Annotated in this window: 16 protein-coding genes; 11 read left to right on the top strand and 5 right to left on the bottom strand. The window is 72.8% G+C overall.

Translation table 11 applies throughout. From position 1 onward, the window contains the following. The first annotated feature begins 115 nt into the window (after nt 1-115). Together JNK12_09275 and JNK12_09280 are read left to right on the top strand one after the other, a co-directional pair. Nucleotides 116-1021 carry an SDR family NAD(P)-dependent oxidoreductase gene (locus tag JNK12_09275; protein ID MBL8776111.1) on the top strand — a complete coding sequence of 302 codons (906 nt, stop codon included), beginning with the start codon at nt 116-118 and terminating at the stop codon, nt 1019-1021. A gap of 68 nt (nt 1022-1089) precedes the next feature. Beyond that, a complete protein-coding gene (locus JNK12_09280) occupies nt 1090-1932 on the top strand; it encodes a MaoC family dehydratase N-terminal domain-containing protein (protein MBL8776112.1) in 843 nt (280 codons plus the stop codon). A gap of 485 nt (nt 1933-2417) precedes the next feature. Here JNK12_09280 and nucS read toward each other — a convergent pair whose 3' ends face one another. Further along, nucleotides 2418-3077, bottom strand: a complete 660-nt coding sequence (gene nucS, locus JNK12_09285) for an endonuclease NucS (GenBank protein MBL8776113.1) — start codon at nt 3075-3077, stop codon at nt 2418-2420. A 92-nt stretch (nt 3078-3169) separates the two neighbouring features. Here nucS and JNK12_09290 point away from each other — a divergent pair, with 92 nt between their 5' ends. Both JNK12_09290 and JNK12_09295 read left to right on the top strand, forming a co-directional pair. Then, nucleotides 3170-5800 carry an AAA family ATPase gene (locus JNK12_09290; GenBank protein ID MBL8776114.1) on the top strand — a complete coding sequence of 877 codons (2631 nt, stop codon included), beginning with the start codon at nt 3170-3172 and terminating at the stop codon, nt 5798-5800. A 19-nt stretch (nt 5801-5819) separates the two neighbouring features. Then, nucleotides 5820-8456, top strand: a complete 2637-nt coding sequence (locus JNK12_09295; GenBank protein MBL8776115.1) for an AAA family ATPase — start codon at nt 5820-5822, stop codon at nt 8454-8456. Between the two features lie 72 nt (nt 8457-8528). Here JNK12_09295 and JNK12_09300 read toward each other — a convergent pair whose 3' ends face one another. Then, complete coding sequence (locus JNK12_09300; protein MBL8776116.1) at nt 8529-10199, bottom strand: AarF/ABC1/UbiB kinase family protein; 1671 nt, start codon at nt 10197-10199, stop codon at nt 8529-8531. 24 nt (nt 10200-10223) lie between these two features. Here JNK12_09300 and JNK12_09305 point away from each other — a divergent pair, with 24 nt between their 5' ends. From JNK12_09305 to JNK12_09315, 3 genes are read left to right on the top strand one after another with little or no spacing between them, the layout of a single operon-like run. Continuing rightward, complete coding sequence (locus JNK12_09305) at nt 10224-11957, top strand: hypothetical protein (protein ID MBL8776117.1); 1734 nt, start codon at nt 10224-10226, stop codon at nt 11955-11957. Beyond that, nucleotides 11954-13126: a CoA transferase gene (locus JNK12_09310; GenBank protein ID MBL8776118.1), complete on the top strand. Its 1173-nt coding sequence runs from the start codon at nt 11954-11956 to the stop codon at nt 13124-13126. The genes JNK12_09305 and JNK12_09310 overlap by 4 nt, the downstream gene beginning before the upstream one ends. Nucleotides 13127-13134: 8 nt before the next feature. Next, nucleotides 13135-13737 (top strand): hypothetical protein, encoded by a 603-nt coding sequence (locus tag JNK12_09315; protein ID MBL8776119.1) that lies wholly within the window; start codon nt 13135-13137, stop codon nt 13735-13737. Nucleotides 13738-13780: 43 nt separating this feature from the next. Here the strand turns inward: JNK12_09315 and JNK12_09320 are convergent, their stop codons facing one another. Next, nucleotides 13781-14362, bottom strand: a complete 582-nt coding sequence (locus tag JNK12_09320; protein MBL8776120.1) for a hypothetical protein — start codon at nt 14360-14362, stop codon at nt 13781-13783. Then, nucleotides 14359-15189 (bottom strand): enoyl-CoA hydratase/isomerase family protein, encoded by an 831-nt coding sequence (locus JNK12_09325; GenBank protein ID MBL8776121.1) that lies wholly within the window; start codon nt 15187-15189, stop codon nt 14359-14361. Before JNK12_09325 ends, JNK12_09320 begins: the two co-directional genes overlap by 4 nt. Before the next feature lie 24 nt (nt 15190-15213). On the opposite strand from JNK12_09325, the gene JNK12_09330 reads away from it, so the two are divergent. Continuing rightward, nucleotides 15214-16143: an SHOCT domain-containing protein gene (locus tag JNK12_09330; GenBank protein ID MBL8776122.1), complete on the top strand. Its 930-nt coding sequence runs from the start codon at nt 15214-15216 to the stop codon at nt 16141-16143. Nucleotides 16144-16171: 28 nt separating this feature from the next. Further along, nucleotides 16172-17608 (top strand): RNB domain-containing ribonuclease, encoded by a 1437-nt coding sequence (locus JNK12_09335; GenBank protein MBL8776123.1) that lies wholly within the window; start codon nt 16172-16174, stop codon nt 17606-17608. Nucleotides 17609-17700: 92 nt separating this feature from the next. Here JNK12_09335 and JNK12_09340 read toward each other — a convergent pair whose 3' ends face one another. Continuing rightward, nucleotides 17701-18453 carry a 3'(2'),5'-bisphosphate nucleotidase CysQ gene (locus tag JNK12_09340; GenBank protein ID MBL8776124.1) on the bottom strand — a complete coding sequence of 251 codons (753 nt, stop codon included), beginning with the start codon at nt 18451-18453 and terminating at the stop codon, nt 17701-17703. Nucleotides 18454-18728: 275 nt separating this feature from the next. Here JNK12_09340 and cysD point away from each other — a divergent pair, with 275 nt between their 5' ends. Next, nucleotides 18729-19634 carry a sulfate adenylyltransferase subunit CysD gene (gene cysD / locus JNK12_09345; protein ID MBL8776125.1) on the top strand — a complete coding sequence of 302 codons (906 nt, stop codon included), beginning with the start codon at nt 18729-18731 and terminating at the stop codon, nt 19632-19634. Nucleotides 19635-19636: 2 nt separating this feature from the next. After that, nucleotides 19637-20893 (top strand): sulfate adenylyltransferase subunit CysN, encoded by a 1257-nt coding sequence (cysN, locus tag JNK12_09350; GenBank protein MBL8776126.1) that lies wholly within the window; start codon nt 19637-19639, stop codon nt 20891-20893. Nucleotides 20894-20901 lie beyond the last annotated feature (8 nt).

Here is a 20901-nt window from a genome sequence, read left to right on the forward strand (position 1 = left end):
GGGCGCGGGGTGGGGGAAGGGGGCGCGGGCCGCGCGTGCGACCGGGTGGGTCCACACACGCTAGACATGCCATCATCGCTGGCGGTCGCGCCCACGAGGGGGATTTCGGAAAAACATGTCAGGCATCTGCGAAGGACGAGTGGCAGTCATCACCGGCGCCGGCCGGGGCATCGGGCGTGAGCACGCCCTGATGCTGGCGGGTCAAGGGGCCAAGATCGTGGTCAACGACCTCGGCGGTTCCATGGACGGCACGGGCAAGGGCGAGGGCCCGGCCCACGACGTCGTGGCCGAGATCGAGGCCATGGGCGGCGAGGCCGTCGCCAACGGGGACGACGTCTCGGACTTCGAGGGCGCCGGCCGGCTCATCCAGCAGGCCATCGATCACTTCGGCGGTCTCGACATCCTCGTCAACAACGCCGGCATCCTGCGGGACCGGATGCTCACCAACATGACCGAGGCCGAGTGGGACGCCGTCATCAAGGTGCACCTCAAGGGCACGTTCGGCCCCACCCGCCACGCCGCCGCCTACTGGCGCGAGCGGGTGAAGGCCGGCGAAGACAACGACGCCCGGGTCATCAACACCAGTTCCGCGTCGGGCATCTACGGCAACGTGGGCCAGACCAACTACGGGGCGGCCAAGGCCGGGATCGCCGCCTTCACCATCATCGCCAGCCAGGAGCTGGGCCGATACGGGGTCACCGTGAACGCCATCGCTCCGGCCGCACTCACCCGCATGACCGAGGGCCTCGGCATGGGCGAGGCCTCGGAGGAGATCAAAGAGCAGATGTCGCCGCGGTGGATCGCGCCGATCGTCACGTGGCTCGCCAGCCCCGAGTCGAAGGACGTCACCGGGCGGGTGTTCGACGTGTCCGGCCGGGCGCTGTCGGTGGCCGAGGGCTGGCACATCGGCCCGTCCGTGGCGCCGTCCGACGATCCCACCGAGCTGGGCCCGCTCGTCGCCGACCTGATGTCCCAGGCGCGGCCGAACGCGGACATGAGCGGCCGCGACGCCCGCAGCTGAGCGGCCGCCCAGCCGAGCACGATCCGAACGATCCGAACGACCCTCGATCACGCAATTAGGAGATCCGCATGCCCATCAACCTGGATGCCGTCGGCGTCGAGTCCGAGCCCGGTGAGCGCTCGTGGGACTCGAAGGACTGCCTGCTCTACGCCCTCGGCGTGGGCGCCGGCACCGACGAGCTGGCCTTCACCACCGAGAACAGCGCCGACATCGACCAGAAGGTGCTCCCCACCATGGCGGTCGTGCTGAACGCCATGGGCTCGGGCATGCCCAGCCTCGGTGACTTCAACCCCGCCATGCTCGTACACGGCGAGCAGAGCGTCGAGCTGCACCGCGAGATCCCCGTCAAGGGCACCCTGCGCAGCACCGGCAAGGTCGAGGCCATCTACGACAAGGGCAAGGGCGCCGTCATCGTGATGTCCACCAGCGCCGTGCTGGCCGACACGAACGAGCCCCTGTTCACCAACACGATGTCGGTGTTCATCCGCGGCGAGGGCGGCTTCGGTGGCGACCGCGGCCCCTCGGGCCCGCAGAACGTGCCGCCGGACCGGGCGCCCGACCACTCGGTCACCTACCAGACCCGCGAAGACCAGGCTCTGCTCTACCGGCTGTCGGGCGACCGCAACCCGCTGCACTCGGACCCCAAGTTCGCCGAGATGGGCGGCTTCCCGAAGCCGATCCTCCACGGCCTGTGCACCTACGGCTTCACCGGCCGCGCCCTGCTGCACACCCTCTGCGGCGGCGATCCCGCCCGCTTCGGGAAGATGGAGGGCCGCTTCTCGTCCCCCGTGTTCCCCGGCGAGGCCCTCACCGTGAACCTGTGGGTCGACGGCGACGCCGCGGTCTTCCAGACCTGCGGTGACGACGGCCGCGTCGTCCTCGACGCCGGCCGCTGCACCTTCACCGCCTGACCGACGCCGGCGGCGGTTCGCCCCGGTTCACCTGCTCACGCCCGACGGTCTCGCGGGGTCAGTTCCTCGCGCTCTCTCGGAAGCTCGGTGACGGCCGTACCCGTTTCTGCGTCGGCAGACGACAAAGGCGCGAGGGAGGGGCGTGGCTCGGCCGTGTCCGCCGGGGAACCTCGGTGGTGACCCACCCCCAATCGGATCTCACCGACTGTGGTCGTCCGGCGGACCAATGGCGAGTTCTGGAGGGAATACCAGTCACCGGTGACTGGTATTTCCTCCAAAGATGGGCGTTTCGGCGAGATCGGCCCCCGGGACTGCCTCCCTGGTCACGCAGGGTGGCCATCGAAGGTCGAGCCCCGTCGGTGGACCACCCCCGCCCCCGTTCTTCGCACCGTTGCCTTTGACGTTTCGTCTTTCGCGAAGCGCCTCGCGTCGGGAACCGGGCGCCGGCGGCGTCCGTCCAACGCTCCGTGGACGGACGAGGGTGGTCAGAAGAGGCGGAGGACGTCGGACTCGATGCCGCGGAGGGCGTCGTAGTCGACCTCGACGCAGGCGATGTCACGGGCGCCGGCCAGCACCTTGGCCTGGGGCTTGATCTGCTGGGCCACGAAGACGCCGCGCACGGGCCGCAGCATCGGGTCGAGGTTGAGGCGCTCGAGGTAGCGGGCCAGCTGCTCGACGCCGTCGATGTCGCCGCGCCGTTTGATCTCGATCGCCACCGTGGCCCCGTCGGCGTCCTTGCAGAGCAGGTCGACCGGGCCGATGTCGGTGGGGTACTCCCGGCGCACGAGGCGCAGGCCCTCGGCGATGCTCTCGCAGTTGGCCGCCAGCAGCTCCTGGAGGTGGGCCTCGACGCCGTCCTTCTGGAGGCCGGGGTCGACGCCGAGCTCGTGGGCGCTGTCGGCCAGCACCTCCTCGAGGGTGATGGTGAGCACCTCGCCCTTCGGGTTGGTGACGGTCCACTCGCCGTCGCCCTCGACCAGCCGGTTCGGGGCGTTCATCCAGTTGAGCGGCTTGTACGCGCCACCGTCGGCGTGGATGGCCACACACCCGTCCGCCTTCACCATGATGAGGCGGGTGGCGAGGGGCAGGTGCGCCGTCAGGCGTCCCTCGTAGTGCACTTCGCAGCGGGCGATGACCAGACGCACCCGGCGCAGCGTATCGACGGCCCGACGCGCGCCCAGAAACCGGCGGTACGTACTGTCAGCGGTGCCGGTCAGCGCGTCATACTGGCGGCGCTGTGACCATCACCTGGCCGCTCATCGGGCGCGAGCAAGCACTCGACCTCGTGCGCGGTGAGCTCCGACGGACCGACATCACCGGCCTCGTGCTCGTCGGCCCGCCGGGCGTCGGCAAGACCCGCCTGGCCAAGGAGTGCCTCGCCGTCGGGGAGGCCGCCGGCTTCGCCACCGCGCTCGCGGTCGGGAGCCGCGCCGCCGCCGAGATCCCCCTGGGTGCGCTCGCGCCGCTCCTGCCTCCCGCCGCCGGCGCCGCCGAGCGGGGTGTGGCCATGCTCCAGGAGGCCACGGACGGCCTCGTCGAGCTGGCGGCCGGGCGTCCCCTCCTCCTCGTCGTCGACGACGCCCACAACCTCGACGATGCCTCCGCCCTCGTGCTCCAAGGCCTCGCGGTGGCGCGCACCGCCTACGTCGTGGCCACCGTCCGGTCCGGCGAGCAGGTCCCCGAGCCGGTGGTCGCACTCTGGAAGGACGGCCTCGCCGAGCGGCTCGAGCTGGGCCCCCTCGATCAGCTGGAGGTCGCAGAGCTCCTCGAGGCCGTCCTCGGGGGGCCGGTCGAGGGCAAGGTGCTCCAGCAGTTCTGGACGGCCAGCGAGGGCAACGTCCTCTACCTGCGCGAGCTGGTGCTGGGGTCACTCGACGCCAAGACGCTGGTCGACGACGCCGGGCTGTGGCGCCTCGTGGGCGAAGTGTCCAGCTCCCCCCGCCTGACCGACCTGGTGCAAGGACGCCTTGCCGGCCTCGACGAGGAGGAGCTCGCCGCGCTCGAGCTGGTGGCCTTCGGCGAGCCCATCGGTGTCGACGTGATCGAGCGACTCAGCAGCGGGGCCGCACTCGAGCGCCTCGAGCGCCGCGGGCTGTTGGCCACCGAGGTCGACGACCGGCGGGTCCAGGCCCGCCTCGCACACCCGCTGCACGGCGATGTCCTCCGTGAGCGCACCCCGCGCTTCCGGGCCCGTTCGGTGCGCCGGGCCCTCGCCGACGAGGTCGAGGCCGCCGGCGTGCGGCGCCGCGGCGACGTGCTCCGGGTGGCCCTGTGGCGCCTGGACGGCGGCGGCAGCGCCCGGCCCGACCTGCTGCTCGAGGCCGCCCGCCAGGCCACCTTCGCCAACAACTACGACATCGCCGTGCGTCTGGCCCGGGCCGCGTGGGAGGTGGCACCCAGCTTCGAAGCGGGCCACGTCCTCGCCGACGCCCTCTACTCCTCCGGCGCGGTCGCCGAGGTGGAAGAGGTGCTGTCCGCAGTCGAGCACCTCGCCGCCTCGGAGCCCGACCGCACCCGGGTCGCCCTGCTGCGCTCGTTCAACCTGTTCTGGCACCTCGGGCAGTTCGACCAGGCCGTGAAGGTCGTGGACACCCTGCTCATCGACCTCGAGGACCCCGAGCTCATCGGGGAGGCCAGGGGAGTGCTCGCCCTGTACGACGTCGCCGCTGGTCAGGCCGAGGTGGGCGTGCCCACCATCGAGGACCTCTTCCCTCGGGATGAAGGGCGGGCCTTCCTCCAGGCCGCCCTCGCCGGCAGCCTGGGGCTGCCCCTGCTCGGGCGCGGCGACCAGGCCGTCGACCTCGCCCGTCGCGGCTTCGCGGCGCACCGGGGGCGCATGCCGAGCATGTACGAGCCCTCGCTGCTCAAGGTGGCACGAGCACTCGCATTGACCGCGCTCGGCCGCATCCCCGAGGCCGAGCTGCTCGCGCACGAGGGCTACGCCATCGCCGTGGGGGAGGGTGACGGCGCGGGCTGGGCCTTCCACTGCCTCGCCCTCGGGCGCTGCACCCTCGACCGGGGGCGGGTCGTGGACTCGCTGCGCTGGTGGCGCGAGGCGGCCGCCCTCTTCGCCGCGGTGAACCACCCCGGCGCGCACCGCTGGGCCCTGATCGGACAGGTCTACGCCCACGCGCTCGCCGGCGACGCTCCTGCCGCGCGCGCCGCCCACGCCGAGGTCCTCGCCGTCGGCCCACACCCGGCCCGGCTCAACGACTCCGATCTCGAGCGGGCGCTGGCGTGGACGGAGGCGGCCGAGGGGGACCTCCGGCGTGCACGTGAGCGGCTGGCCGCCGTGGCGGCATCGGATCGGGCCGTGGGGCACTTCGGCCACGAGCTCGACGCGCTCCACGACCTGGCTCGACTCGGTGGCGCCGCCGAGGCCCAGGGCCGTGCGCACGAGCTCGCCGAGATCGTGGACGGTCCGCTCGCCGACGCCCGCGTGATCCACGTCGACGCTCTCGTCACCGGTGACGGCGCCTCCCTCGAGGCCGCCGCCGAGGCCCTCGCCGCGTGCGGCGCGTCGCTGGCCGCGGCCGAGGCCGCCGAAGAGGCAGCCGAGGCCTACCGGCGGTCCGGGGACGCCCGCGAGTCCACGGGATGTCGCCGTCGCGCGTCCGAGCTCCGTGGCGAGTGCGAGGGGGCGGCGACGCCCGGGCTGGCCCGGATCGAGGGCCCGACACCCCTCACCAAGCGCGAGGCCGAGATCGCCGGCCTGGCGGCGCGAGGCCTGCCCAGCAAGGACATCGCCGCCCAACTCTTCGTCTCGGTGCGCACGGTCGACAACCACCTCGCCCGCATCTACGACAAGCTCGGCGTGGCCGGGCGGGCCGGCCTCGCCGACGCGCTCAAGGCTGCCCCGCTGATCTGACGACGGACATGATGTGGGCGTGGGCGTGAGCGTGATCTGGCCTCTCACCGGCCGAGCGGCCGAGCTCGACCGGCTCCGCCGCATCGTGGAGGCGCGCGAGGTGGCGGGAATCGTCCTCGTCGGGCCCGCCGGCGTGGGCAAGACCCGCCTGGCGAAGGAGTGCCTGGCGGTGGGCGAGGCCGCCGGCCACGCGACGGCGCTCGCCGTCGCCAGCCGGTCGGCCGCCAGCATCCCGCTCGGCGCCCTCGCCTCGCTCCTGCCGGCCATGCCCGAGGCCGCCGCCTCGGGCCTCGGCCTGCTCCAGTACGCCCAGGAGGGGCTCGCGCGCCTGGCCGGCGACCGGCCCCTGCTGGTCGTCGTGGACGACGCCCACAACCTCGACGACGCCTCTGCCGTGCTGCTCCAGCAGTTGGCGGCGGCCCGGTCGGCGTTCATCGTGGCCACCGTCCGCACCGGCGAGCTCGTGCCCGAGCCCATCGCGTCACTCTGGAAGGAGGGCCTCGCCGAGCGCATCGAGCTGGAAACGCTCGACGCCGACGCCACCGAGGTGCTGCTCGAGGTGGCCCTCGGTGCGCCGGTCGAGGCCATCGCGGTCCGCCAGCTCTGGGACGCCAGCCAGGGCAACGTGCTGTACCTCCGCGAGCTCGTCCTGTCGGCGCTCGAGACCCACACCCTGGTGGACGACGCCGGCCTCTGGCGCATCGTGGGAGAGGTCTCGGCGTCGGCGCGACTTCGTGACCTGGTCGAGGTGCGTGTCGCCGGGCTCGACGACGAAGAGGTCGAGGCCCTCGAGTTGGTGGCGTTCGGCGAACCCGTCGACCTGGCCGTCATCGACCGCCTCGGCGTGACTGCGGCCGTCGAGCGCCTCGAGCGGAAGTCGATCGTGGCCATCAACGAGGACGGGAACGACGTCGAGGTGCGCCTCGCCCACCCACTCCACGGCGACGTGCTCCGCGATCGCACGCCGGTGATCCGCTCGCGTCGCGCCCGCCGGATGTTGGCGGACGCGGTCGAGGGGGTGGGCGCGGACCGTCCCGGCGACGTGCTGCGGGTCGCTCTGTGGCGCCTCGACGGCGGGGGGACGATCGAGCCCGACGCCCTCGTGGCCGGGGCGGCCCTGGCCGGCCATGCCTTCGACTACGCCACCGCCGAGCGCCTGGCCCGCGCCGCCTTCGAGGCCGAGCCGAGCTTCGCCGCCGGCTACCTCCTCGCCGGTGCGATGAACGAGCGGGGCGACGCCGCCGGCGTCGAGGGCGTGCTCGCGCAGCTCAGCGACCTGACCGAGGGCGACGACGACAAGGCGAGCATGGCCGGCCTGCGGGTGGCCAACCTCTTCTGGCGGGCGCGTGACCTCGAGTCGGCCATCGCCGTCGGCGAGAGCATCGCCGCGAGCCTGACCGAGCAGGAGGCGCGGAACTACGTGATCAGCCAGGTCGCGGTGGTGGAGGCCAGCGCCGGCCGGGCCGTGGACGCAGTGGCGAGGGCCGGCGAACAATTCTCCGCCTCGGGTGGTCGGGCCTTCTACCACGCCGCCCTGGCGGGGACGCTGGCCATGCAGCTGCTCGGTCGGGCCGGGGAAGGGGCGGAGCTCGCGCAGCGGGGGATCGACGCCCACACCGCTCTCGGCGTGCAGGGCCGCATCTTCGAGGTCTCGCTCATGGATGCGGCGAGGTGCATCGCGCTCTTCGAGGCCGGCGAGGTGGACGAGGCCAGGCGGCGCGCCGAGATCGGCTTCGACCAGGCCCTCCGTGACCAGGACGACGTGGGACGCTCGCAGTTCGCCCTCGCCCTCGGGCTCATCGCCCTCGACTCGGGCGACGCCCACGACGCCGTGCGTCGGTTCCGGGAGGCGGAGGCGCGCTTCCGCCGTGACCGCCACGACGGCATGACCCGGTGGGCCCTGGGTGGCCAGTTGTTCGCACAGGCACTGCTCCGCGACACCGGAGCGGCGCACGCCGTCCTCGAGGCCCTGGACGAGATCGGCCCCCACCCGGCGGGGTTCACCGAGATCATCCTGCTCCGGGCGAAGGCGTGGCTCGCCGTGGCCGAGCACGACCTTGCGACCGCGCTCGACCGACTCCGGGCCGCGGCGGCGAGCGCGGCGGACGCCGGTCAGCCTGCCCGCGAGCTCCCGGCCCTCCACGACCTGGCCCGCCTCGGCGAGCCCGACGAGGTGGTCGACCGGGCCCGGGCGGTCGCCGCGGAGGTGGCGGGCTCCTCTTCGACGGCTCGCTTGGCGCACATCGAGGCTTTGGTCGCCGGGGACGCGGACACTCTCACCGCGGCCGCCGACCTGCTCGAGCCCCGTGGCCTGGTCATCGCCGCGGCAGAGGCGATGGTGGCCGCGGCCGACGCCTGCCGTGCGGCCGGGGACGGCCGCCGTGCGGCGGCCTGCGTCCGGCGTTCCCAGGAGCTCGCCGCACGCTGCGAGGGGGTCACCACGCCGGGCCTCGTGCAGGCCGACGCCGTCGTCCCCCTCACCAAGCGTGAGCGCGAGATCGCCCTGCTCGGGGCCGAAGGCCTGTCCAGCCGCCAGATCGCCGAGCGCCTGGTGGTGTCCATCCGCACGGTGGACAACCACCTGGCCCGTATCTACGACAAGCTCGGCGTGGCCGGGCGCTCCGAGCTCGCCGACGCGCTGGCCACCGACCGCTGACCCGCCGGCGAGACGGTCACCCCACGCAGGCTGGCGCCAGAACGGGCAGGGCCGGGTCGGCGGCGCCGAGCGCTAGCGCCGGAAGACGCCGAGCTTCGACTCGCGGCGGGCGAAGCGGCTGCGGATGACCTCGCGGCGGGCCTGGAGCTCGGCGTAGGTCAGGCCCTCGGTGCTGGGATCCACACCGAAGCTGGCCTTCACCCCTTCGAGGTCGATCTCGTAGGACCGGGGGTCGATCCCCACGTCGGCGGCGATGCGCTCGCCGTGGGTCTGGGCGAAGTAGAGGGCGAGGTGTGCGATCTCGGCGAAGAGGTCGAGGTCGGGGGCGAGGGTGGCGATGGCCCCGTCCAGGAACACCATGTTCTTCACGAACAGCATGAGCTCCTTCGGGAGCCGGGCCCCGTAGGCGAGGAGCCCCTTCATGATCTGCTGGATCTCGGCGACCATCTCGTCGGGGGTCAGCGTCGTCGGGTCGATCGGAGGGCGGTCGAGCCCGAGGTCGGCGATGACGGCCTCGAGGTCGGTGTCGAGCGGGAGGGCGCCGAGGTCGCGCAGCGCGGCGAGCTGCCCGGGGATGTCGTTCATGGTGGCGCCCATGAGCAGGCGCAGGAAGGCGAGGCGACGGGGCTCGTCGAGGCGGCCGGTGATGCCGAAGTCGAGCAGCGCGGTGCGGCCGTCGGGGAGGACGCGGAGGTTGCCGCCGTGCAGGTCCCCGTGGAAGACGCCGTGCATCATGGCGCCTTCCATGAAGGCGATCATCCCGGTGCGGACGATGGCGTAGGTGTCCACCCCGGCCTCGACCATGCCGGCCACATCGTCGAAGGCGAAGCCGTCGAGGCGCTCCATCACGAGGATGCGCCGGGTGACGAGCTCGGGGTGGGGGCGAGGTATGACGTAGCCCCGCTGGCCGAGGGCGGCGAGCGACTGGGCGACGTCGAGCATGTTCTCGGCCTCGAGCCGGAAGTCGAGCTCCTCGTTGATGGTCTCGGCGAAGAGCTCGACCAGGGCGGGCGGGTTCGCCAGCGATGCGATGGGGATGCGGCCCACCAGGTACGGGGCCACCCACGCCATCACCCGGAGGTCGTCGTGGACCAGACGGCCCACGGACGGGCGCTGCACCTTGACCACCACGGACTCGCCGGTGCGGAGAACGGCGCCGTGCACCTGGGCGATCGACGCCGCCGCGATGGGCTCGCGGTCGAACGACGAGAACACGTCCTCGAGGCGTTGTCCGAGCTCGCCCTCGACCACGGCGCGCACGACGGCGAAGGGCTCGGCGGGGACGCGGTCCCGGCACTTCTTGAACTCCTCGACCAGCTCGGCCGGGAAGATGCCCTCGCCCGACGAGATGATCTGCCCGAGCTTGATGTAGGTGGGCCCGAGGCGCTCGGCCGCGACCCGGAGGCGCCGGGAGATCCCGGCGCGCGAGGCGCTGCCGCCGCGAGGGCGCTCCCGTAGCGCCCACCACGCCAGGGCGAGACCGAGGTGGCGCAGGACGCGGAGGAGGCGGCCGAGCGGCGGCAGATGACCCGGGTCGACCAGCTCGGGCACCTCTCGCCGGCTGACCTCGCGCACCAGGTCCAGGCCCCGGCGCCAGCGGAGGGCGTGGAGATCCGTGAGCACCCATGGTGGGTGGTCGCTGAACGCGGCCTGGTCGAGGTCGGCGGGCGCGGGCACGTCCTCAGGGTGGCATCCCGCCGGCCGTCCCCACGAACCGGGCGGGGTTACGATCCCGAGGCCCATCGGGAGCGACGCAGGGGGACGGCAATGGCTGAGCGGTGGATCGTCGACGACGAGCCGAGCGTCCGGTATCCCGTCTACACGCGGGGCAACGTCGGCGAGGTCTTCCCCGACCCGGTGACCCCCTTCTCCGCCTCGTTCGCGATCACGCCCTACAGCGAGCCCGGTTGGCGGGACGCCCTCGTGCGCTCGGGGATCTTCACCGAGGACGAGTTCGATCCCGACCACAACGAGATCATCGGGATCTTCGGCGGGTACTGCTACCTGAACGTCTCCATCAACCGGATCTCCGGCGTGCGGGTGCCGGGCATGACCCCCGAGATGATCGACCTCGCGCTGTACGGCTCCCAGCCGGGGATCCCGCCCTACGAGCCGCAGCCGGGCGACGACGATCCCGACCGGGCCACGGCGGCGTTCGAATGGTTGATCTGGATCATGACCGCGACGGAGCTGCCCGAGCTGGCCGCGGAGGAGGCCCTGACCAAGCAACTGCGCGAGGACCGCCCCGACCTCGCCGCGATGAGCGACGTCGAGCTCGTCGCCTACGTGCGCCGCCTGTACGACGCCCACTTCCGCCAGCTCTTCGGCCAGCACATCTACATCTCGACCGCGGTGCAGATCCCCCTGGGGATCATCACCCAGGTGTGCGAGGCCGTCGGTGATCCCTCGCTGGCGATGCGCCTCGTGGCCGGCCTCGGCGACGTCGAGTCGGCGGCGCCGTCGTTCGCGCTGTGGGAGCTGGGCCGGCGGGTGGCCCGATCCGACGTCCTCACCGCCGAGTTCGAGGCCGGCGTCCCCGGCTTGCTCGACCGCCTCGAGGGCGCGCGGGGCGACGGCGAGGTCGACACCTTCCTCGGCTCGCTCGCGGCCTTCCTCCGCGAGCACGGCTCCCGCGGCCCCAACGAGTGGGACACCACGTCGCACACCTGGGAGACGCGTCCGGAGCTGGCGCTCGCCGCCATCGACCGCATGCGCCTGCTGGCGGACGGTGAGGCGCCGGACGGCCACCACGCCGAGCGGGTGGCCGACCGCGAGGCAGTGGCGGCAGAGGTGGCGGCCCTCCTGGTCGATCAGCCCGAGGCGCTCGAGCAGTTCCAGCAGGCGCTCGCGTCGGCCGCGCTCTTCTTCCCGGCCCGCGAGCGCTCGAAGACCAACGCCGTGCGCTTCATCCACGAGACGCGGGTGGCCCTGCACGAGCTGGGCCGACGGATGGTGGCGGCGGGCCACTTCGGCCAACTCGACGACTTCGGGATGCTGCTGGCCGACGAGCTGGACGACTTCCTCGCCGATCCCGCCGGCTTGACCGCGACCCTCCGCGAGCGGCGGGCCCGCTACGACGAGCTCGCCGCCCTCGAGCCACCGTTCGTGTTCGCCGGCGAGCAGCCGCCGGTCGAGACCTGGGAGCGTCGGGGTGCGCACCACGAGGCGCCCGCGGCGGCGGGCGACGTGCTCACGGGGATCTCCGGCTGTCCGGGTCAGGCGACGGGAGTGGCCAGGGTCATCCTCGACCCGGCCGACCCGGGTGCGTTGGCGCCCGGCGACGTCCTCGTCGCGCCGATCACGGACCCGTCGTGGACGCCGCTGTTCGTGGCCGCCTCGGCGGTGGTCGTGGACGTCGGCGCCCAGATGAGCCACGCCATCATCGTGAGCCGGGAGCTCGGCATCCCGTGTGTCGTGTCGGTCACGGGGGCCACCCGCCGGATCCCCGACGGCGCGCTGCTCACCGTCGACGGCACCGCGGGCACGGTGACGCTGGCATGACCCTCGAGGGATTCCGCGTCGTCGAGCTCGGTGTCTGGGTGGCGGGCCCGAGCGCCGGCGGGCTGCTGGCCGACTGGGGCGCCGACGTCATCAAGGTCGAGGCGCCGGCCGGTGACCCGATGCGACGCCTGTTCGCGGTGCTCGCGGGGCACGGTCAGACCGAGAGCCCGCCGTTCGACCTCGACAACCGCGGCAAGCGCAGCGTCGTGTTCGACCTCACGACCGAGGAGGGCCGGGCCGACGCCCGTGCGCTGGTGGCCACGGCCGACGTCTTCCTCACCAACCTCCGACCCGAGGCCGTCGACCGCCTCGGACTCGGCGCCGACGACCTGCTCGCCGCCAATCCCCGCCTCGTCTACGCCAGCGTCACCGGCTACGGCCGCGAAGGCCCGGATGCCCATCGCGCCGGCTACGACGTCGGCGCCTTCTGGGCCCGCACCGGCATCGCCCGCTCGCTGATGCCCGACGACCAACCGCCCATCGACCTCCGGGCAGGGATGGGCGACCACGTCACCGGTCTCACCATCCTCAGCGGCATCCTGGCCGCGCTCCTCCAACGGGAGCGCACGGGCACCGGCCAACTGGTGGAGACGTCGCTCCTGCGCACCGGCATCTACTGCGTGGGATGGGACCTCGGCATCCGCCTGCGCTTCGACAAGTTGGCGCCCACCCAGCCCCGCACCGAGATCATGAACCCGATGGTCAACTGCTACCAGGGGTCGGACGGCGCCTGGTTCTGGCTCCTCGGCGTCGAGTCGGACCGGCTGTGGCCGAAGCTGATCGCGGCCATCGACCGGCCCGACCTGGGTGGGGACGAGCGTTTCGCCACCGCCCGGGCCCGCCGGCACCACCCCGGCGAGTGCATCGCCGCCCTCGACGAGGTCTTCGCCGGCGCCACCTGGGACGAGTGGATCGAGCGCTTCGACCGCCACGACGTGTGGTGGGCGCCGGCCAACACCCCGGCCGAGGTGCTGGAGGACCCGCAGGCAATCGCCGCCGGCGCGTTCGTCGACGTGCCCGGAGGGGCGTTCGGCCCCCCGCACCGGGCCGTGGCCACCCCGATCTCGTTCTCCGCCGACGACGGGGCGCGCCACCCTGGGCCTGTCCCGGCCCTCGGAGAGCACACCGACGAGGTGCGCCGTGAGCTCCACGGCGGCGACCTACGCTGATCGTCGCCATGTCCCGCCGATCCGCACCCCGCCTGCTCCTGCTCGGCCTCTCCGTGGCGCTCGTCGCCGCCGCGTGCAGCGTCGGCGTGGGGACGGCGCCGGAGGACTTCGTCGCACCCGACGAGCAGGGCGGGGGCAACGGTGGGTCCGGTGGTGCCGACGCCGACGTCGATCTCCTGGTGGACGGCCCCGAGGTGGCCGTCGCCGACCTCGAGTCGGCGGTCGGCACCGAGCGGGTGAAGGCCCTCGAGCTCGCGGTCTACGCGGACTCCGTCTACCTCGAGGCCCAGGACCCCGACGATCCCACCAGGGTCCTCGTCTACAACTGGAACGTGGGCGAGGGGGTGACCGAGAGCGGTGAGAAGGACGTCGCCGGGATCGACCTCGACGCCCGGCTCTTCGCGGTCAACCAGGTCGATCTGTCCGCCATCCCCGGTCTGGTGGCCGACGCGCCGAGCCTCACCGGGGTGCAGGGCGACATCACCAGCAGCGTGAGCGTGCAGCGCCCGGCGGGCAGCCCGACCCTCATCACGGTGTTCGTGTCGACCCCGCGGGGCCAGAACGGCGCCGTGGTGGCCGACCAGGACGGCAACGTCCTGACCAGCTCCTGAGGCATCATCGGGTCGCTGCGGTGGCGGCGGTCGCTCCGGTCGCCTACCGGCTGATGGTGTGCTCGCAGGCGTCGAGGGTGTCGAGCTGCTCGACGAGGGCGGCATCGGAGTAGTCGCCCTGGTCGGGCTGGGCCAGCGACTGCACCTTCTCCATGTCGATGAACACGGCGGAGAGGATCTCGCGGGGCCCCTCGTCGGGGAGGCCGTCGGTCAGCTCGGCGGTGATGCGGTCGAGCTGCTCGTCGACCGCGGCCGTGGCGGCGGAGGCATCGGCGACCAGTCGGCCGAGGTCACCCCGGTCGTCGACCTGGAGGGCGGCGTAGCGCTCGGGGAGGAACTCGGCGGCGCTGCGGATGTCGTCGGTGGCTTCCAGAAGCAGCGCTCTCGCCTCCGCAGGGTCGGTCTCGGAGGTGATCTGGCGGGACGCCTCGTTGACCTCGAGCGCGACCGTGCGATCGAACGCGACCAGGATCCTGCACACGCCGGAGGCCGCCTGGTGGGCCTCGGAATCGGCTCCGGTCGGCGCCGAGCCTCCGGCGCTGCCGTCGTCGCTGCTCGAGCACCCGGTGAGGGTGCCGGCGAGTACGGCGCCGGCGAGGAGCATCCCTGCCGTGCGGGGCCTCACGACGGGGTCCGGTGCGCGAAGGTCGGCCGCTGCTTCCGGCGGAGTGCTGCGACTCCTGCGGCGAAGTCGGGTTCGGTCACCATCTGCTCCAAGAGCTCCTCTGCTCGTTCCACGGCGGTGCCCACGTCGCCGTGCAGGTCGGTGTAGATCTGGCGCTTGGCCGTCGCCGTCGCCCGCGGGGAGACCTCGGTGGCCAGCCGCCGGGCGTAGTCGTAGGTCACGTCGAGGAGCTCGTCGCCCGGCACCGCCCGGTTGACGAGCCCCATCCGCTCGGCCTCGTCGCCCAGTACCACCCGGCTCGACAGGAGCAGGTCGGTGGCGTGGCCCACGCCCACGAGCCGGGGCAGCACCCACGACAGGCCGTACTCGGCGGGCAGGCCGAGTCGCCCCGACGCAGTCGTGAGCTTGGCGTCGGCCGCCGCGAAGCGCAGGTCGGCGAAGCAGGCGAGCACCAGGCCGACGCCGGCCGCGGGGCCGTTGATCGCGGCGATCACGGGCGTGGCCATGCCGTAGTGGAAGGCGAAGGCGTGGTCGAACTCGGGGCGCACGCCGTAACCGGGCTCGGCCAAGGGGGATCGGACCCCGCTGTCGTAGGCGCCGGCGGCGACGTGGCCGTCGAGCGCGGCGGCGTCGGCTCCGGCGCAGAACCCGCGTCCGGCGCCGGTGACCACGATGGCCCGCACGGCCGGGTCGTCCTCGGCCTGCGCCAGCACCCAGCGGTACTCCTCGTGCATGCGGCCGGTCCACGCGTTGAGGCGGTGCGGTCGGTCGAGGGTCACGGTGGCCACGCCGCTGTCGACGTCGTAGCGCACCACCTTGAGGTCCATGGGTACTGATTAGCATCGCGCCCAATGGGCCTCGTCGACGACCTCAACCGGCTGAGCGACCTCCACGCGTCCGGGCAACTCTCCGACGAGGAGTTCGAGGACGCCAAGACCCGCCTCATCCGCGAGTCCACGGGCACCTACACGCCGCCGGAAGCGCCGGTCGGCACCGGCGACACCGCCGCCGGCCCGGCCACCAGCTCGCCGTACGACCCCACCCTCTCGCCGCCCACTCCACCCTCGTTCAGCGAGGTCGCGGCCGGGACCACGGGCGCGGTCGCCGGAGCGGCCGGCGCCGGGGGCTCGGCCGTGGCGCCCCCGCCCCCGGGCAGCACCTCGGTGCACCAGGCGCCGTCGACGGTGATCACCTCGGGGTTGGGGACCGGGGGCGTCAGCCTCGGGGCCCTGCCGCCGACCGGACGTCTGCGCACCCGCGCGCAGGGGCTCACCTCGCCCGGTGCGGTCGAGCCGAAGCGCAGCGCCAAGGGCACCTTCCTGGCCAGCCTCGGCTGTCTCACCATCGTCATCGTGTTCGTGGCCCTGATGGTGGCCAGCGCCGGCGTGGCGATGTTCCCCGGCCTCGCCCGGCTCAGCGCCCCGTTCCTCTGCGAGGCACCGTTCGACCACAGCTACGTCGACATCACCTCGAGCAACCCGGTGCCCGGCGAGACCTACATCGAGTGGGAGCTCCAGTGCTACAACGACCGCGGCGCCATCGATGCCCAGAGCCAGTTCACGGTGATGGGCATCGTCTTCGTCGAGACGGTCGTCGTCCTGTTCGCCCTCTTCTTCCTGATCATCCTCATCGCCCGCATTCTGCGGCGGGTGAAGGGTGGGGGCGGGGGTCCCGACCAGGTGCAGCCGGTGCCTCCCGCGGGCTCGCTCGACGATCTGAGCGGCGGCGGGCCCACGGCCGGGTTCCCGGCGGGCGGGCCCGTCATCAACCCGCCCAGCTGAGCTTCACCGCACCTCGGCGCTGACCTGCGTGCCCCGGCTCCACCTCCCCCACACGACGCCGGCGGAGTTCGCCGCGGGCCTCGCGGCCATCCGGGCCGAGCTGGACGTCCCGGCCTCGTTCCCCGTCGCCGTCGAGGCCGCGGCCGAAACGGCCGCCGCGCGCGCCCCGGGCGAGGGTGCGTCCCGCGTCGATCGCCGGGACCTCGAGCTGGTGACCGTCGACCCTCCCGGAAGCCGGGACCTCGACCAGGCGTACGGCGCCGAGCGGCGGGGGAGCGGCTACCGCGTGCACTACGCCATCGCCGACGTGGCCGCCTTCGTCGCCCCCGGCGGGGCCCTCGACGGCGAGAGCCGTGCCCGAGGGGTCACCCTCTACCTGCCTGACGGCCGGGCCCCGCTCTACCCGCCGGCGTTGGCGGAGGGGGCGGGCAGCCTGCTGCCCGAGGTCGATCGGCCTGCGGTCCTGTGGACCCTGGACCTCGATCAGCGCGGCGTGCCGGTGGACGTGGGCGTGGCGCGCGCGACGGTCCGCAGTCGTCGCCAGCTGGACTACCGGTCGGTGCAGGCCGCGGTCGACGACGGCTCGGCGGCGCCGGCCCTGCTGTTGCTGCGGGAGGTCGGGCTCCTCCGTGAGGAGCGGGAGCGGGACCGGGGCGGCGTGAGCCTGAACCTGCCCTCGCAGGCCGTCGAGCGGGAGGCCGACGGCACCTTCGCCCTGCGCTACGACGGGCCCCTGCCGGCCGAGGGGTGGAACGAGCAGATCTCGCTGCTCACGGGCATGGCTGCCGCCGAACTCATGCTCGACGCCGGCGTGGGGATCGTGCGCACCCTTCCGCCGGCGGGGCCCGAGGTGTTCGACTCGCTGCGCGAGAGCGCCCGTGCCCTGGGCGTGGACTGGCCCGCCGACCGCTCGTACCCCGAGTTCGTGCGAGGCCTCGATCCACACGTGCCCGCTCACGCCGCCCTGATGACGCAGTCGGCCCGGGTGCTGCGGGGCGCGTCCTACGCCGCCTTCGACGGTGCGACGCCCGAGCAGCCGCTGCACGCCGCCATCGCCGCGCCATACGCCCACGTCACCGCCCCGCTGCGCCGCCTCGCCGATCGATTCGCGAACGAGGTGGTGCTCGCCGCGGAGGCGGGAGCGCGTCCGCCGGCCTGGGTGCTCGACGCGCTCCCGGTTCTCCCCGAGGTGATGGACGCGGCGCACCGTCACGAGCGGGCGCTGGAGCGGGCCGTGGTCGACTTCCTCGAGGCCGCCGTCCTCGCTCCCCGCGTCGGCGAGGAGTTCCCCGCGGTGGTCACCAGTGCCGGCCGGGGCCGGGCCACCGTGCAGCTGCGCGAGCCGGCCGTCCTCGCCTCGGTGGAGGACCCGTCGATGGCACCCGGCTCCGAAGTGCGCCTCCGCCTCGACGCCGCCGACCTCGTGGCCCGCACCGTCACCTTCTCCGTGGCCGCCGGCGCCTGACGCCGGCACCCAGTCCGATCCTCCCGTTCTGCCAGCACCAGCCTGTTCTGCAGAACAGGCTGGTGCTGGCAGAACGAGGGAAGGCGCAGCGATCAGGAGTTGAGGATGGTGAGGGCGCGCTCGGCCAGTTCGGGGCGGCAGATGAGCAGGTCGGGCAGGTACACGTCTTCCTGGTTGTAGAGGAGGGGCGACCCGTCGAGCCGCGAGGTGTGCAGCCCGGCGGCGGCGGCGACGGCCACCGGGGCGCACGAGTCCCACTCGTACTGGCCGCCCGAGTGGGCGTAGATGTCGACCTCGCCCTGGACCACGGCCATGGCCTTGGCCCCGGCCGAGCCCATCTCCACGAGCACGCCGTCGAGGGCCTCGGCGAGCTGCTGCGCCGCCGCCGGCGGACGGGTACGGCTCACCACGAGGCGAGGGGGACCGTCCACGGCAGGGGCGAGCGGGGGCGGCACCTCGGTGCTGAGGGTGACGCCCTGCGCCGGCAGGGCCACGGCCCCGGCGATGGGGCTGCCGCCTTCGACGAGCGCCACGTGCACGGCCCAGTCGGTCCGGGGCACCTCGCTGAACTCCCGGGTGCCGTCGAGGGGGTCGACGATCCAGACCCGGGAAGCCGAGAGCCGGGCGTGATCGTCCTTTCCCTCCTCAGAGAGCACGGCATCGGCGGGGGCGGCGTCGGCCAGGCCGGCCATGAGCAGCTCGTGCGCCTGGCGGTCGCCCTCGGCCTTGAGCGCGGCCGGCGTCTCTCCGGCGGCGGTGAGCCGGTCGCGCAGGGCGACGAGCAGCTCGCCCGCCTCGGTGGCCAACCGGTGGGCGAGGGCGTGGTCAGCGGCGGTAGCAGGCATGTTGGCTATGTCCCTCCTTCGTCGGGACGGCTTCGCCATCCGGTTCATCGGTGCGGCTGCTCCGCTCCGCTGCGCAGCGTACGGTCCTTCGTCGGGACGGCTTCGCCATCCGGTTCATCGGTGCGGCTGCTCCGCTCCGCTGCGCAGCGTAGGGATCCGCGGGGCCGTCGTTGCCATCCGGTTCATCAGCCCCTCTGCTCGGCCCGATGGCGCGGTCGTGAATCCCCATCGCGTTGGTCAGGAATTCCGGCCCTCAGATTAGGCTGTGCCCCCGCATGCACTACGAGCTCTCCCACCTGCGCGCCCTCGAGGCCGAGGCCATCCACATCATGCGGGAGGTCGGCGCCGAATTCGAGCGCCCCGTCCTGCTGTTCTCGGGTGGCAAGGACTCGATCGTCATGCTCCGCCTGGCGGAGAAGGCGTTCTGGCCGTGCCCCCTGCCCTTCCCGGTGATGCACGTCGACACCGGCCACAACTTCGACGAGGTGATCGCCTTCCGGGACAAGCGGGTCGCCGAGCTCGGCGCCCGCCTCGTGGTGGCCTCCGTGCAGGAGTCGATCGACTCCGGTCGGGTCCGTGAGGAGACCGGCCCCCGCGCTTCGCGCAACCGCCTCCAGACCACCACCCTGCTCGACGCCATCGAGACCCACGAGTTCGACGCCGCCTTCGGCGGGGCGCGCCGCGACGAGGAGAAGGCCAGGGCCAAGGAGCGGGTGTTCTCGTTCCGGGACGACTTCGGCCAGTGGGACCCGAAGAACCAGCGCCCCGAGCTGTGGAACCTCTACAACGGCCGACACCGCAAGGGTGAGCACATCCGGGTCTTCCCGCTGTCGAACTGGACCGAGCTCGACATCTGGCAGTACATCGCCGAAGAGGGCATCGAGATCCCCGAGATCTACTACGCGCATCGCCGCGAGGTGTTCCGCCGCGACGGCATGCTGCTGGCCGTCGGCCCCTACGTCACGCTCGCCGAGGACGAGGAGCCGTTCGAGATGGTCGTCCGCTATCGCACCGTCGGCGACGCCTCGTGCACGGGTGCGGTCGAGTCCAGCGCCGACACCATCGACAAGGTGATCGCCGAGGTGGCCGCCACCCGTATCACCGAGCGCGGCGCCACCCGCGCCGACGACCGGGTCTCCGAGGCCGCCATGGAAGACCGCAAGCGCGAGGGGTACTTCTAGACATGGAACTCCTCCGACTCGCCACCGCGGGCTCCGTCGACGACGGCAAGTCCACCCTCATCGGCCGCCTCCTCTACGACTCGAAGGCCATCTTCGAGGACCAGCTCGAGGCGGTCGAGCGCACCAGCCGGGACCGGGGCGACACCTACGTCGATCTCGCCCTGCTCACCGACGGCCTGCGGGCCGAGCGCGAGCAGGGCATCACCATCGACGTGGCCTACCGCTACTTCGCCACCCCCCGCCGCAAGTTCATCATCGCGGACACCCCCGGGCACCTGCAGTACACGCGCAACATGGTCACCGGCGCGTCCACCGCGAACCTGGCGCTGGTGCTGATCGACGCCCGCAAGGGCATCCTCGAGCAGTCCCGCCGCCACGCCTTCATCGCGTCGCTGCTGCGCATTCCGCACCTCGTGCTGTGCGTCAACAAGATGGACCTCGTCGACTACGACCAGGCCGTCTTCGAGCGCATCAAGGACGAGTTCCGCGAGTTCGCCGCCCGCCTCGACATCAGCGACCTCACCTTCATCCCCATCTCCGCGCTGAACGGGGACAACGTCGTCGACCGCTCGGCCAACATGCCCTGGTACGAGGGCACGTCGCTGCTGCACCACCTGGAGGAGGTGCACATCGCGTCCGACCGCAACCTCCAGGACGTGCGCCTGCCCGTCCAGTACGTGCTGCGCCCGAAGAGCGACGAGTTCCACGACTACCGCGGCTACGCCGGCACGCTGGCGGGCGGGGTGCTCAAGCCCGGCGACGACGTGGTGGCCCTGCCGTCGGGCTTCGCCACCAAGGTGGCGCGCATCGACACCTTCGACGGACCGGTCGACGAGGCCTTCAGCCCCATGGCCGTCTCGGTGCTGCTGGAGGACGAGATCGACATCTCGCGCGGCGACATGATCTGCCGCCCCCAGAACCGCCCCGAGACGGGGCAGGACATCGACGCCACCATCTGCTGGATGTCCGAGTCGTCCATCCTGGCGCCGGGGGCCAAGCTCGCCCTGAAGCACACCACCCGCTCGGTGCGCGCCCTCGTCAAGGACCTGCACTACCGCCTCGACATCAACACGCTGCACCGCGACGAGGCGGCGAGCGAGCTCACCCTCAACGAGATCGGCCGGGTGAGCCTCCGCACCACGGCGCCGCTGTTCTACGACGAGTACCGGCGCAACCGCACCACCGGCAGCTTCATCCTCATCGACGAGGCCACGAACGAGACGGTGGGCGCGGGCATGATCCTCGGCCCCACCAGCTGAGCCCGTGC

The sequence above is a fragment of the Acidimicrobiales bacterium genome (assembly GCA_016794585.1).
GTDB lineage: Bacteria > Actinomycetota > Acidimicrobiia > Acidimicrobiales > DATDAH01 > JAEUJM01.